At 59.5% G+C, this 12,911-nt stretch carries 19 protein-coding genes and 1 pseudogene; 4 read left to right on the top strand and 16 right to left on the bottom strand.

All coding sequences use genetic code 11. The annotated features are described in order from the left end of the window. Window positions 1-4: 4 nt before the first annotated feature. From BLV20_RS00645 to BLV20_RS00675, 8 genes and pseudogenes are all read right to left on the bottom strand, one after another. Window positions 5-1,054, bottom strand: coding sequence for a tyrosine-type recombinase/integrase (locus BLV20_RS00645; RefSeq protein WP_092295499.1), 1,050 nt, complete (start codon window positions 1,052-1,054; stop codon window positions 5-7). A 1-nt stretch (window position 1,055) separates the two neighbouring features. After that, the gene (locus BLV20_RS00650; RefSeq protein ID WP_092295502.1) at window positions 1,056-1,298 is read right to left on the bottom strand and encodes a DUF4224 domain-containing protein; all 243 of its coding nucleotides are present in this window, start codon (window positions 1,296-1,298) and stop codon (window positions 1,056-1,058) included. Between the two features lie 38 nt (window positions 1,299-1,336). Beyond that, window positions 1,337-1,540: a hypothetical protein gene (locus BLV20_RS00655; protein ID WP_092295505.1), complete on the bottom strand. Its 204-nt coding sequence runs from the start codon at window positions 1,538-1,540 to the stop codon at window positions 1,337-1,339. Between the two features lie 120 nt (window positions 1,541-1,660). Further along, complete coding sequence (locus tag BLV20_RS31955; protein ID WP_371914282.1) at window positions 1,661-2,254, bottom strand: DNA methyltransferase; 594 nt, start codon at window positions 2,252-2,254, stop codon at window positions 1,661-1,663. Window positions 2,255-2,687: 433 nt separating this feature from the next. After that, window positions 2,688-3,005 (bottom strand): annotated as a pseudogene (locus tag BLV20_RS31960) (DNA methyltransferase); the annotation flags it as partial. A 49-nt stretch (window positions 3,006-3,054) separates the two neighbouring features. Beyond that, complete coding sequence (locus BLV20_RS00665; RefSeq protein WP_256577630.1) at window positions 3,055-3,483, bottom strand: hypothetical protein; 429 nt, start codon at window positions 3,481-3,483, stop codon at window positions 3,055-3,057. A gap of 42 nt (window positions 3,484-3,525) precedes the next feature. Further along, entirely contained in the window at window positions 3,526-3,705 is a 180-nt protein-coding gene (locus BLV20_RS00670) for a hypothetical protein (RefSeq protein ID WP_092295508.1), read from the bottom strand. Further along, window positions 3,702-4,169 (bottom strand): hypothetical protein, encoded by a 468-nt coding sequence (locus BLV20_RS00675; RefSeq protein ID WP_092295510.1) that lies wholly within the window; start codon window positions 4,167-4,169, stop codon window positions 3,702-3,704. Before BLV20_RS00675 ends, BLV20_RS00670 begins: the two co-directional genes overlap by 4 nt. A gap of 307 nt (window positions 4,170-4,476) precedes the next feature. Between BLV20_RS00675 and BLV20_RS00680 the strand changes: the two genes are divergently transcribed. Beyond that, the gene (locus tag BLV20_RS00680) at window positions 4,477-4,707 is read left to right on the top strand and encodes a hypothetical protein (protein ID WP_081360799.1); all 231 of its coding nucleotides are present in this window, start codon (window positions 4,477-4,479) and stop codon (window positions 4,705-4,707) included. On the opposite strand, the gene BLV20_RS00685 is transcribed toward BLV20_RS00680, so the two are convergent. Next, on the bottom strand, window positions 4,704-6,866 hold the full coding sequence (locus BLV20_RS00685; protein WP_092295513.1) for a DNA cytosine methyltransferase: 2,163 nt from the start codon (window positions 6,864-6,866) through the stop codon (window positions 4,704-4,706). The genes BLV20_RS00680 and BLV20_RS00685 overlap by 4 nt on opposite strands. Window positions 6,867-6,919: 53 nt before the next feature. Here BLV20_RS00685 and BLV20_RS00690 point away from each other — a divergent pair, with 53 nt between their 5' ends. Together BLV20_RS00690 and BLV20_RS00695 are read left to right on the top strand one after the other, a co-directional pair. After that, window positions 6,920-7,366: a hypothetical protein gene (locus BLV20_RS00690; protein ID WP_092295516.1), complete on the top strand. Its 447-nt coding sequence runs from the start codon at window positions 6,920-6,922 to the stop codon at window positions 7,364-7,366. 73 nt (window positions 7,367-7,439) lie between these two features. Continuing rightward, complete coding sequence (locus BLV20_RS00695) at window positions 7,440-8,168, top strand: DUF5677 domain-containing protein (protein ID WP_092295519.1); 729 nt, start codon at window positions 7,440-7,442, stop codon at window positions 8,166-8,168. Window positions 8,169-8,181: 13 nt separating this feature from the next. On the opposite strand, the gene BLV20_RS00700 is transcribed toward BLV20_RS00695, so the two are convergent. The 3 genes from BLV20_RS00700 to recT all read right to left on the bottom strand — a co-directional run bounded on the left by BLV20_RS00700 (window position 8,182) and on the right by recT (window position 11,072). Further along, window positions 8,182-8,490: a hypothetical protein gene (locus BLV20_RS00700; RefSeq protein WP_092295522.1), complete on the bottom strand. Its 309-nt coding sequence runs from the start codon at window positions 8,488-8,490 to the stop codon at window positions 8,182-8,184. A gap of 75 nt (window positions 8,491-8,565) precedes the next feature. Next, a complete protein-coding gene (locus tag BLV20_RS00705; protein ID WP_092295526.1) occupies window positions 8,566-10,188 on the bottom strand; it encodes a YqaJ viral recombinase family protein in 1,623 nt (540 codons plus the stop codon). Next, window positions 10,185-11,072 carry a recombinase RecT gene (gene recT / locus BLV20_RS00710; protein ID WP_092295529.1) on the bottom strand — a complete coding sequence of 296 codons (888 nt, stop codon included), beginning with the start codon at window positions 11,070-11,072 and terminating at the stop codon, window positions 10,185-10,187. Before recT ends, BLV20_RS00705 begins: the two co-directional genes overlap by 4 nt. Window positions 11,073-11,199: 127 nt before the next feature. Here recT and BLV20_RS00715 point away from each other — a divergent pair, with 127 nt between their 5' ends. Beyond that, window positions 11,200-11,463: a hypothetical protein gene (locus BLV20_RS00715; protein WP_092295532.1), complete on the top strand. Its 264-nt coding sequence runs from the start codon at window positions 11,200-11,202 to the stop codon at window positions 11,461-11,463. Window positions 11,464-11,576: 113 nt separating this feature from the next. Here BLV20_RS00715 and BLV20_RS31630 read toward each other — a convergent pair whose 3' ends face one another. The 4 genes from BLV20_RS31630 to BLV20_RS00735 are packed head-to-tail and all read right to left on the bottom strand — an operon-like array spanning window position 11,577 to window position 12,764. Further along, on the bottom strand, window positions 11,577-11,948 hold the full coding sequence (locus tag BLV20_RS31630; protein ID WP_256577631.1) for a hypothetical protein: 372 nt from the start codon (window positions 11,946-11,948) through the stop codon (window positions 11,577-11,579). Further along, window positions 11,945-12,139 carry a hypothetical protein gene (locus BLV20_RS00725; RefSeq protein WP_092295535.1) on the bottom strand — a complete coding sequence of 65 codons (195 nt, stop codon included), beginning with the start codon at window positions 12,137-12,139 and terminating at the stop codon, window positions 11,945-11,947. Before BLV20_RS00725 ends, BLV20_RS31630 begins: the two co-directional genes overlap by 4 nt. Beyond that, complete coding sequence (locus BLV20_RS00730; protein ID WP_092295538.1) at window positions 12,136-12,327, bottom strand: hypothetical protein; 192 nt, start codon at window positions 12,325-12,327, stop codon at window positions 12,136-12,138. The genes BLV20_RS00725 and BLV20_RS00730 overlap by 4 nt, the downstream gene beginning before the upstream one ends. Next, window positions 12,324-12,764: a hypothetical protein gene (locus tag BLV20_RS00735; protein ID WP_092295541.1), complete on the bottom strand. Its 441-nt coding sequence runs from the start codon at window positions 12,762-12,764 to the stop codon at window positions 12,324-12,326. Before BLV20_RS00735 ends, BLV20_RS00730 begins: the two co-directional genes overlap by 4 nt. Window positions 12,765-12,911: the final 147 nt, after the last annotated feature.

Consider the following 12,911-nt stretch of genomic DNA (forward strand, 5'->3'; position numbering starts at 1 on the left):
TCCATTACTTTGATGGCTTTGCAATGGCGCCGATTCGGCGATACACCCGCTTTGTGATTTCCTGCTCCGAGTGACCCAGCAGCAGGCTGGCATCTGCAATATCGAGGATCTCGGATGCAGCTTTTGGACGAATATCCTTGAACTGAAATTGAGAGATTTTCTCCGCAATGTCAGGTTTTGCTTCGGCGATCGCCCGAAGTCGAGCCGCCTCCCGGGCATCGTCCCAGCGGTTGCGCAGCATTTGCTGCGACACTCGTTTCCCGCTCTTGTTGAGGATGAAGTGCTGGCCCCCGTGGTGCCTTGTCCTGCCGGTTATCCTTTGGATGAGTTCACCGAGGCTGTTTTTCTGACCTTCAACCTCCATCAAAATACGCAACCTCTTGTCCGTCTTCCCTTGGCGAACGAGAAGATAGGCCCCCTCAACATCTCCCTTCTGCATCGCCAGGACATCTGCAGGGCGCTGGCCGGTCAAGTAGGCCAGGTCCATTGCATCCTTCAATTCGGGTGGTGCTTCGGCGTAGACAGCCGCCCAGACCACGTCATTGGCGTAATAGTCCCTCGGCTTCTCCTTGTTCTTTCGAACGCCCTGACAGGGGTTCTCCCTGTCGGTGAATCCCCACTCTCTGGCCATGTTGAATACGTGCGATAAAAGCGCGATCTCTCGATTCGCCCTGGTCTTCGCAACCCTGGCGTCCCGATACTGGGCGATTAGCGATGGGGTAATGGCATCGATCGGGGCGGTGTCGAATCCTGCCCGAAGGTGCTTCATTTCAGCCTTGTTGTCCTTCTGGGTCCGTGGAGCTTTTTTCGGGACAATGTCCCGCATGTACCGATCAAACACCCCCTTCATTGTCATCAAGTCGAGCGGCTTGTCCTTCGCCTCAAGTTCAGCCCATTTCATTCTGGCCAGGTCCAGGTCTTTCCCGAGGGGGATATCTTTGCCGGTGGAGTCTCGGTAGTAGTAAGCCACCCAGACCTTTCCGTTTTTCCTGGTCCTGGATCGTTCGTACATTCTTGGGGGGAGGTGTCGGTTTTCGGTCTTGCGGGGGCGCATATCAATTCACTCGCGAAAAATCAGCAGTCCATGTTGAAGCGGCCGGCGGCGGGCTGGGGTCGATGATTGTTGGCGTGACCAGGCCGAGCTTCATTCGTGCGTACATTCGGCCAACCAGGGGGCGTTTCCCGCGGCTTTCGACGTATTGCCAGTTCCGGTCATCAAGCCAGCGGCGCTGGTAGGCCCTGGCCTTGTAACCAGTGATCTCGGCGAGTTCATCGTCCGAGAGGATTTCAGATGCCATGGTGTGCTCCATGCTGCCTGCGGCGGCAGAGAATGAGTTCAGGGCCTGGCCCGCTGGATGATGTAGACAGCTATGGAGGCAGTGGCTGAAAGCCAAAGCGCCGTGCCGAAGGTGCCGATGATGAAGGCAGCATCGGTTCCGCTCTCCCACATGGCCGGGACGGCGTAGAAGAACCAGAGGAGGGTGATCAGCATGTAGGCGAGTATGCCGACCAGGATCTCGAAGAGTTTTTTTGCAGACATGGGGATTCCTTGCCCGCCTGGCGGGCTTCTGAAAGTTGAGTGGGTTTTTCGGAAAGGTCTGATGGTCGCCGGCGTTGCGCGCGGCTATGTTTGAATCGTTCGCCCGGCCCGTTGTCCTGGCTATCCGTCGACTGCAATACGGGCTGTGGCGAACTCCTCCAAATTCAACTGCTTCGGTTTGTTTCGCTCATGCTCAATTCGTGCACGAGCGATCGCCATATACCCGAGACAGTTTCCGTGCTCGTCTTGGTCTCGCTCGATGCCGATGAAGCGGAAGCCCTCGCGCATCGCCGCCTTCCCAGTGCTACCGCTGCCCATGTACGGGTCAAGCACGGTACCGCCTGGCGGTGTGACAAGGCGCAGCAGGTAGGCCATCAGGTCTGTCGGCTTCACCGTTGGGTGGTTGTTTCCGGTGGTACCGACGTTCTCGACTTTGCGCAGGGTGGTGCCCCGCTGGAACTGCAGACCGGGATCGGTCAGGCCCTCGTGGCGGTCCTTGCGGCTGGTCTTGGCGCAGTAGAAGAACCTGGCTGCGCTGCCTTTGTCTGCGTGAAACTCCCCAGCCACCCGCGCACGCTTGCCGGTGACGTTGCCTGCGCTGGCTGCGCTAGCCTCAGTTCCGCGCACAGGCGCCGCCGCGCCAGCCTCAGACGGAAACGCCATCACCACCTCGTCGCTGCCGTCGTGAATCAGGTTGGCGGGCCAGCGGCCCATTCGTTCGCTATGATCAAGCCCTTCTCGCTGGTCGGAAATCCTCCCACTCTCCCCAACGGTCATTTCGCCTGGTCGTTTCGGAAAGGCCTCGTTTTTTCCGCGTGAGTGAGTGGATACGGTCTCTGTCCCGACACGACATCCGCCGATGTTCAGTGCCCCCGGTGCCGTACACCAACACGTTCTTTGATACTGTGCCAATCAGCGGTTTACGCGCTACGGTGATAGGCTCAAGCGCTGGCTTTAGGGCTGTGCCCCAGCCCTCCCAGTGCGCAGCCGCGTCGGTGGCTGGTGCGGTGATCGCTGATGTGTCGATGCGTGCGGATGGATTGCTTGCGTAGTTTCCGCCACGCATGTCGGTGATTGGCGTCGCAGCTCGCCCGGTTTTTCGACCGACTACCTCACGCTCAGCACCGGCCGCCTTGTCGATCGCCTTGCTCACGTCCATCGACTTCGGAAAGCCCGACCCATAGACCCAAGCGATCATGTCGCGGATCTCGAACCCAGCGTCCTCAATGCGGACCGCCATGCGGTGCTGAGTGCGGGTGCTGGCGAACGCGAGCAGGTGGCCGCCAGGCTTGAGCACGCGCAGGCACTCCGCCCATACCTCGACCGCCGGCACGTCGTGGTCCCATTTTTTTCCCATGAATGAAAGGCCGTAGGGCGGGTCAGTCACGATGCTGTCGACGGAGTTGTCTGGCATAAGCCGCAACTGCTCGAGGCAGTCGCCATGGTAGAGCTGGTATTCGCTCATCGCTTCGGCCCCGTGTAGATCAGCCAGGCCATGTAGAGGATGGGAAGGATCATGGCGCCACCCGCCGAGCCCACTGCACATGCGGGCCTTCCTCGGTATCGAAGATCCCCATCAGGAACCACTCGGGGCCTGGTGATTGCGGATCCCAGCCATTGCAGTGACAGCCGCCCTCAAAATACGGATGGCTCGCCAGATCGGCGTCCATGCCCCAGGTCTTCAGCTCAAGGCCCTGCTGTGCCACCCAGGCCTTGTAGGGCGCTGGATCTTCGCCACCGCCGAAGTCTGGGATGCCCGGGTGATGCCACCAGCCATCCTCGTCGCGCTTAACTTCCACCGGCCCGAAGGGGGTGGAGCTGTGCAAAGCGCAGGGCATCACGTAGAGCACGTCCGAGTACTCGCCACCGCCGGAGCTGAAATCCATTTGGCACCCGCACTTCGCCGGCGCGCCATTCACGAACGATATCTTTTCGGTAGGCATGACTTGTCCTTCCGGCCAGGCGGCCGAGTTGAGAGAGTTGAGTTAGGGGTAGTTCTTGCTGATGCGCTGGGCGATGTCTTCGAGCTCGCCGGCTATTTCAAACATTTGGTTGTTGTCTCGCCTAGATACAACGGGAGAGCGATGCACGTTGCGGCCGCTCAAAATCCAGGCGCACAGCAGGATCAGCCAGGCCTCGGCCTTCCGGTGGATGAAGCGCTTCATGCCTGCGCTACCGGGTGTGCTGCGTTCCAGAGCTCGAAGGCTTCTTGCGTGGTTGCCGCTTCGATCTTCTCGTCACACTGGTAGCAGTGCGCCACACCGCCGGCGGCGCCTACATCGCGGTGACCTTGTTTGCAGGGGCTCATGCGCCAGTCGTCATCCGCTGCCGGCGCGCCCTGGCTGAGTGCGGCCTGGGTTTCAGCCTCCAGCTCCTCAAGGCCCCTGTCGTCGTCGACCATGGGCAACCAACGAGCAAGAAGCGCATTACGTTCGGTCAACCGACCTTCCAGCTCATCCGCCCGCTGATCCTGCACGGTCAGGCGCTGCTGTAGGGCATCGCGCTCGGCAAGGACGCGGTCGAAGTCGGCAGCCATTACCAGATCGCCGTCCTTGTCTGCCACGTATCGCTGGTCATTCCAGTGAACCCAGTAGCGTTTCACTGTGGTGAGTTTGTTTTCTGTAGGCATAGGGAGTCCTCAATGGCCGCGTCACGACCAAAAGTGATGTCAAGGGGGGAGGAGTGAGAGAAAGTTTCGACCTGTAGCAAGGGCTGCTACAGGTTTCCGGTATACAAGCGAATTCGTCGTGACATCAGAATCAGTGGCACCTCAACTAAGTGGTGCCAAGCATGAAGCGACTGACAGAGTGGATAAACCTGATTGCCTCTATGATCCGTTTGGCTGACGTGATCCTCCGTACTGGGCTCATTGAGTGGATCAGTGATCGATTGCAGTGAGGTGCTACGATGGCGCCTTCATCAAATTGGGTCGGCCCATGACAAAGCACGATATCTATGACGAGCTGGAAGGATTTCAGCTCTGGAACTACATGGAGTGCGAGAAAGACGAGGAAGGCCGGGAGACTTGGCGTATCAACGTCGAGGTGAAGCGGGGCGGGGAAGTAGTGGTGCCGGTTGTCGCTGGCGATCGCACATTCCCCGACCGCGGTCTGGCCCAGGTCGCCGGCCGAGAGCTTGGGGCGAAGTTGCTGGCGGAGCGTGGTTAAGCTGCTCGCGACTGCTGCTCGGTCACTCGCCATGGGTCGTTGGCCCTGGCCAGCGCCGCCATTGGCGGAGGGCTGACGCTGTTGCCGCACATGTGCACCTGCTGAGTCTTGGTGAACGGCTTGCCGTCGGCGCCGCGGTTGATGATGTAGTCGGCCGGGAAGCCCTGGGCCTTGTACAGCTCTGACGGCTGCAGCATCCGCAGGCAGATATCGACGATCACGTAAGGGGTGCCCTTGATGGTCACGGTGACCAGGCCGAGGCGGTCCTTGGTGGTGATAGTTGGCGCCGGTGCGTCGGCCCCACTGATGTTCTCGGTGCCGTAGTAGCTGATCAGGAAGGCCGCGACGCGCAGGGCGCCGGCTTCGATCTCTGGCGATAACTGCAACTCGACCAGCGAGCTTTTGCCTCCGCCTCCTGCTGTGATGGTGGGGGCTGGTTCGTCCACGGCTTGGCCGATACTTGCGCCAAACTGGCGCTCCATGAAGGCTGTCATCAGGCCGTGGTGAGTACCGCCGGCGCTGATGGTGTGTAGCGGGTCCGCGGCGTCTCGCGCATCGCAGTTTCCGCGCAGGTGCACCAGGTTTGCCGTCACCAGCTGCTGCTGGCTGCCGGTGTTGGTTACAGTCGTCATCGGGTCCTCGATGCTCTTGGCCGCAATGGTGTTGAAACCTCCGTTCATCTGGGCCATGAACACTGTCGAGATGCCCATGGCGTGCGCGGTGCCGGCCGGGCGCTGGTAGTTGCCACCGCTGGTGATGGTCGGCAACGGATCGTCGAGCGCTTTGCCTTCATCCGCAAACCGGAACTTGACCAGGTGCGCCGCCGCGATCGCGCGGTGGTTCTGGGTCATCAGCGTCCCGGCCGGCAAATCCACGGAGACCGGCTTGCCGGAGTACTCGGGTCCACCAGCGCCAACCAGCACCGCGCCTGTAAGGGCGTGTTTTACCCCTCCAGCGACAACAGTGCCCAGAGGCTGGTCGAGTCCTGGCACGCGCGGTTCCTGTCCGGCGCGCTCGCCATATCCGGTCTGGATCAGGGTCGGGCTGATCAGCGTTAGCTCACCGCGATTCGCGCAGGTGACGGTCGGCAGCGGGGCAGCTGGGTCGTTGATCCGGTCGCTGCCCTGGTGCGTAGCTGGCGCGATGATCGGACTTGCCATGGCGAAAGATCCGCCGCGGGGCCAGGATGTCACAGTGCGCAGCGGCTCATGGGCTGACTGCACGCTATCGCCCGACCAGTTCGCAATCGGCACGATGAACGGGTCAGCGGCATCGAGGACGAACTTCTTCATGCCCTTGGCGATCCGGCGCAGGGTGGCCGGCGCCAGTGGCTTCGGACGGTCAAAGATGCTTTTGCTCGGGATGGTCCAATCGATGCACTCGGCAGCGGTGCGCCACTTCTTTTGGTCCTTGGCCGGATTCTTGGCGTGGGTCGGCTCGGGCCAGACGATTGGCTGGCCGTCACATCGGGCGATCATGAACAGGCGCTCCCGGCTGGTCGGCGCGCCGAAGTCGCAGGCTTTGATCACTCGCCATTCAACGGCGTAACCCAGACGCTGCAGCTCGGCGACGAAAACGGCCCAGGTCTGGCCGCGGCGTTTCGGGTTGGGCACCAGGAACTGCTGGTGGACCGGTACAACCTCGCCGGGGGCAGCTACTCCGCCGCCGAGCTTCACCACGCGGCCGGTGGTCTTGTCGCGCTTGGCCACCAGCGGCCCCCATTGCAGGATCTGCTTCACGTTTTCCAAGCTGATGACGCGGGGCTTTTTCTTGCCGGCCCACTTCAGACCGATCCACGACAGGTTCCGGATCTCGCGCTTGCGCGGCTGACCGCCGGCGGCCTGGCTGTGATGCGTGCAGTCCGGCGACATGTGGAACCAGCCCACGGCCTTGCCGTCGCACTCGGTATCCGGATCTCCGTCGAAAACGTCGGTGGTGTAGTGAACTGCACCAGGGTGATTGACGGTGTGCATGCTGATCGCGCTGGCGCTGTGGTTCTTCGCGACATTCACCGCGCGGCCCAGACCCATCTCCAGCCCGGTACCGGCGCCGCCACCACCGCAGAAGAAGTCGACAACGATCTCATCGTCCTGCGTGCTGAAACCAAGTCCGTATTGGGTTTTAAAATCGAAGGGGTGTTTCTTCTGTTGTGCGGACATAGGGGATCCTCGCCGGTATATTGCGGATTCGTAGGGAAGTCGGATGTGATGAAATGAAAATTTGGGATCGGTATCAGGAAGAGCGGAAGCACCGAAAAGATATTGAGGGGCAGATAAAGCGTATTGAACAACTCAGCAAAGTTGTTCCTGAGCAAAGTCTTGATATGGAGCTCTGGGGTTATGTTCCTGAGGAGGTCAAAACTCTTGAGCAAGCTGAGCAGTGGTTAGCCGTGCTGCAGACTGCGCAGCTTCGGCGCAGAGCCGAGCGGTATGGAATCGAAATGCCCGATACCTCTGCGGAAGACTTGGGCCGCCGGATGGAATGGGATGCGGATCAGAACGAACCTTACTATTTGACCAGCAAGGGCATGCGTCTCGTGAACCTCGCACTGCGAGAGGAAGAAAAGTATCGTTGGGATAAGTGGAATACGCGCATTTCCGTAACCATTGCGCCGCTCAGTTTGATCGTGGCGATCCTCGCACTTGTCTACGGTAAGTAGGGTGCCGGCTGGCGTGATTCGTTGAAGTGTGCGTAGGCGGCTAACAGCCAATCGAATTACTGGAGGACGGTACATGCCTAACAGTTTTGCTTCTAAAGGCTTCTTGTCCTCTGACATAGACGCCTTCAAATCCTCAATCAAAAAGCAATATTCGGAGGAGTTTGATAAGGCTTCAGCGTTGTCCGAGCGAGCCCATCAACAGCTGTTGAGTTTGCCCATGGAAGAGCAGACAGCGTGCATTCTAGCGGCCATTGTTTTTACTGAGCGCACCATACGGGGCTGCCAGGGGGCAATTCTGCTTTGCGAATCAGGCCTTATCCAAGAAGCCCAAGTGCTAGTTCGTACCGCTACTGAAACTTTGTTTGCAGCTTCAGCACTAGTTACAGATGACCGGGTTTACGACCGAATGGCTCGCGCTAGCGATCATGAGGATTTAGTTCAAGCGCGAGGGATGATGAAGTCTCCTTGCTCGGACTTTACGGATGATCATTTGGCTGCCCTCCAAGAGGTTGTTGGGCGTGCGGAAGAAAATGCTGCTAAATATCCGATTTATGAGGCTGCACAGGCGGCCGGGCTGCTTCCTATGTATGAAACCTTCTATCGAGGACTTTCCGCTTTAGCTAGTCATGCGACATTCCGGTCGCTCGACAGGTCTTTTGAGGGGGACGGGGAAAGCTTTACGTTCATCATGGGGCCCAGTGATAAGCAGCTAGCTTTTACATTAGGCACAGTCTGCTCGTGTCTTTCTGAAGCTATAAATTGCCTTAACAAAATATTGAATAAAGCAAATATGAAGGATTGATTGCCTTGCACCGCTAAACCTCGGCGCCAGTCTTGGCAAACTCTTCAAGCTGTCGCGACCACTTTTCAGTAACGACCATTTCAGGTCGTGACATGGTGGCGTAGCGGGCGGATTCTTCTGAGGGCGCTGCAGCCAAGTTGATCACTATCGTAGAGATCGTTTCCTGCCATTCCTCGAAGTCGTGGCGCTCGCCGAGGATCAGCAGGGCATCATCGAGCGCTTTCGAAACAATCAGCGAACGTTTCTCGGCGCCGATCCGCTCGAGCAGCGCCTTCTCCTTGGCGCGTTTGTCCTTCTGTAATTGGGCATTGCTCTTGGCCATGGCCTACCTCTTCAATTCCACTGGCCGGCAGTGCCAGCCAGGTCTGTCGTTTGCGTTGTTGGATGCGAAAGCGTCTCAAGCTGCCACCTTGACCAGTCTCACGCCGGCCATGCTGAACTTGGCACCCTGAGCTGCGACCATCGCGTCGAGTGCTTCCCAGTCCACCGTCAGCACCGAAATAGGGGCTTGGCCGTAGGCGACGGCCTTGATCAACGACTCCAGATCGAACACTTCAGCCTGCAGGTTCACCGGCGCCGCAGTGGTGGTCACTGGCTTCGTGGCGGACTGAGCCGGTGCGGTGGGTTTCACCGACGCTGGGCTGGCGACTGGTGCAGGCTCAACCGGCGCCCTGGCCTTCGCCTCGTCTTCGATTCGCTTCAGTTCCTGTTGGCGGATCTGCTCGCGCTGGGCTTCGGCTTTCTGCTCCTCGGCCTTCTGATGTTCGGAGATCCGCACCTTGATCAGCGCGATCAGGTCGTCGTTCGCCTTCATCACCAGCTGCTGAATGTCGTTGAACAGGAAGGCGTGATCGACTGCCAGCTCGGCCAGGCTGGCCAGATTGATGCGGATTGCGTCCGCGGTTTGGCTGGCAGCAATTTTCGCTCGAGCCAGCTCGGTATCGACGGCGTCCTGCAGGCTGGCGATCGTGCGCTTGTTCTTCATGGCTCCAGCGAAGTCAGCCGTCACCGCGGGCAACACAACCCGACCCAGGGTCTTGTTGATCGCTGCGACGTGATCCGCCAGAGCCTGCTCGGCCTTTTGCTTGATGTTGCTCTTCACCAGCAGCTCTTGGGCTTTCACCAGCTTGTCGACTTTCAGGCGAGTTTCCCGGGCGTGTGCGCAGATGCGATCGAGAGATGAAAACAGCTCGTCGATGGTCTGGGTTTGCGAGAGAGCCTGTTTCTTCGCAGTGTCGACTGCTTGCTCGACATCGCTGCACCACTTCACAGCCTTCTTGGCGTCGGCGAAGTCCTGGTCTGTAACCAGCGTGGTCTTCACCGAGTCGATGACAGCCAGCGCCGACTCCTCGAACACCTTTAGGTTGCTCGCAGTGACCATGCCGGTCAGCTCGATGCGCAGTGCGGGCAGTTCGTCCGGGGCCTTGCCGACAACGATCGACGGCGCCTCGGCCATTTCGAAGTTGGCCAGGTCGGCCTCGAACTGCTTCCAGCCTTCGACCAGTTGTGCGGCGCGGCCGGCGACAGGCCGGTATTCCATGTGCACGAAGTTCTCGGCGGTGCCGTCAGAGCAAACAAAAATCACGCGTTCGGCGCCGCTCACCAGCAGCTGCTGCTCAAGCTGCCAGAAGTAGTGCGGCTCCAGCTCCCCGGCCTTCACCTGGGCAACCAGCGACTCGTTCCACAGCTTGTGCTCGAACAGGGTCTCGCCAAGCATCGTGGCGCCGTCCATGGAGGCCAGCAGTTTGCCGTTGGTGCCCACGACAGGGTAGAGCTCTTCGCCGATCATGGCCTCGACAAGCGGGCGGGCCAGAGCTTCGGTGGCGTGACCCTTGTCGAAGATGTGTTGTTGAGCTGGGGTGATCTCCGGCGTGATGCCGGTTTTCTTCACGGTCAGCAGGTCAGTCCGGGTTTGGTATTTCGAGACGCCCATCATGGCGGGGGCCTCGGAGGCGGTGTCGTGCTGGGCGCGGAGGGCATTCCACTCGGCGGAGCCTTGGACTATGTTGTGAATTTTCATACCGGCTCACCTTCAATCGGCGCGAGGCCTTGGATGGTTTCGATCTGCTGATCGGTCAGGGTGTACTTGCTGGCGATGGTCGCGATGACTTTCTCGGGTGTTGACCGGCCCGCGTCGATCGCGGCGCGCCATTTCGGCAGGTTCTCGGCGAGCTTGTCGTCGGGGTAATCGGGGAGTTCGTCGGGAGAGGCTGTCGGGCGTGGTGAAACGTCGCGGACAGCTGGTGCGCTTTCTTCGAGCTCGTCTGGGCTGTATACGCCTAGGATCACGTCCGGGCAGTAGAGGCGCGACCAGCGTTTGGTGGCCAGGTAGGCCAGTTGCTGGCGAGGATCGTCCGCCCAGAGCGTGCTGTTGCGGGTGCGGGCCTGGGCCAGAAGCAGCTCAAGGACGCGCGGTTCGTCCTCGCCGCGGAAGGTGGCCCAGACCTTTACGCCTAGACCTTGCTCGTCCTCCAGCTTCCAGCCCGGGACGCGGTACTCGCCCTTGTCGCCGTTCTTGATGGTGAACTGTCCGATCACCTTCTCCCAGGCTCCGAACCACTCATAGTGCAGGCGATCCATCACCGGTGCGCAGGTGGTAATGACTGCGTTGACCAGCTGAGCCTCATAGCCAAGGACGCCGTTGACCAGGTGCGTTTTCTGGGCCACCGCAAATGGATTCATCTTCCACTGCATCGATTGCATGACGACCGCCAGACAGTCCGCAGGGTTTCCGTTGAAGTGCTTCGGTAATGTGGCGCGGCCGGTGGCCATGACTTCGGCCAGGCGCATCATCTTGTCCAGGCTGTCGCCGTCCAGTACCAGAGCACTGGTGCTGGTTGCTGCGTGAGGAAGGACGTGAAGATTTCGATCGTGCGCCACCGGCGCCACGCTTTGTGCGGACATGACTATTCCTTGCCGCGCCTAACGCAGCTATTGAGGAGTGGACTAAAAATGGATTGCCAACTTGCTGGCAATGGGTCTCAGTTGGTTGCTAGCATCGCCGGCCATTAACTCAGCAAAAGGACTTGTAATGGCTTCCAAAAAAAAGGCACCACCATCTTTCGTTATCAAATTTGAACCGATGCAGGTATCGATTGAGCGTCGTACGAAACAAAAAAAATGGGTGGATGCTGATTCCCTCTATTTCCGGACCAATGACGGGGTGACGCGTATCCAATACGCAGGAGAAATTGCCGAGGAGGCATATAACGAAATTCAGATGCCGAGTGATCCAGAGTTTTTGCGATATCTTGCAAAAAAACTCAAGGCTCTAGCAAAGAAGCTGGAAAAGTGACTACCAAGTGATTCGATCAGCGAGGGCGCCCAGCAGCATCAGGAAGGTGCAGAGGAGAAGGGTGAATGCAGAGCCGCGCCAGAAGCAGTAGCGCTTGGCGCGTTGGTAGGAAGTCATGGCCATGGCCTCAGTTGCTGAAGCACCAACTCATGAAGCGCCTTTCCGTCACGACTGATGCGTTGCCCACGAAGCTGCCACTTTTTCGTGCTGGGCCAGCAGTCGATCATTCGCCCGTCGGGAAGCGTCAGCACAACGTGGTAGCCGTTGTTGTGCTTCTTGTGGGCAATGCCAGTTCGGGATAGCCAGCCTTCAAAGCGCTGCATGGCTTCGGCCTTCATGCGCTTTTTATGACCTTCGGGGTTCGGTTCGCTGCCTTCGCCGCCACAATTCCGGCAGCAGCGCGGATAGCCAACATCCTCGCCGATGAGCTGGCAGCAGCTCATGCAGTGACTGCCGTCGGCCACGCTGTCTTCATAGAAGCTCACGGCCGAACCCTCACCGCTATCCGGCCGCCCTTCATCGTCGGCGCCAGGCGCTGGGGCAGGCTGGCCACGGCACGCTCGCGCGGCAGGCCGATCACTTCGTTGAAGGGGAGGCCGAAGCCCAGCATGATCAGCTTCGCTTCGATTTCATCGAGCTGTTCGTCGATCAAGGTTTTTACTGGTGGAGTACTCACGATGCCTCCTTGCGCCGCTGACAGGCTTCCATCAGGCGCTTGCAGTAGTGGTTGAACTCGTCGGTGGTGATCGCACCGTCAGTGTATAAACGGGTGATCAGCTCCTGAACCAGAAGGCCGATATCAGACTGGCTGCCCTGGTCGCTGACGCCTTCGAGGGCCTGGTCGATGAGGATGTGAGGGCTCACAAGCCACCATCCACGTCGTCTTCGCGCTCTTCTCGTTCGGCCGCCACCGCATCAACGGCGTATGGCCTGAGCATGTCGATGGCGATCTGTTCCAGGGTCTGGACAGGCCTTTCTGAACCGAGCAGGTCGCCGGCATGGCTGTGGGATTCGCTCTGGCTCCCAACGACCGCGGCCAGAACCAGGCGGGCGAACGAATCACGCTTGTCCTCGCCATCGATCTGCCGCTGATTCAGGTGGCCCTGGAGGTAGGTGGCGAACTGGCCAGCCGTGACGGTGATGGGTTTGCTGTAGCGCCGCTTCCACGACACGTCAGCACCGCGCACCAGCTGCTCCGCCGCATGCTCCAGCCATTCACGCTCGGCTTCGCTGTCGTCGGGTGCCTCAGCAGGCAACAAAGCGTCGAAGCGCTCCTGGCAAATCTTCAGTGCTGCGTTCATGGTTGTCTCCAGGGTGGAGGGGTGTTGATCCAACAAAACTCGGCTGCACTCGACTGCTCCACTGGTTGCCGTTGGGCGTGGAGGGGAGTGCATGCGGGTGGTGTCGGGGAGGGCGGTCAGGTTGCTGGCTGCTATATTTCAGCGAGT

The sequence above is a fragment of the Pseudomonas sp. NFIX28 genome, assembly GCF_900107395.1.
Classification (GTDB): domain Bacteria; phylum Pseudomonadota; class Gammaproteobacteria; order Pseudomonadales; family Pseudomonadaceae; genus Aquipseudomonas.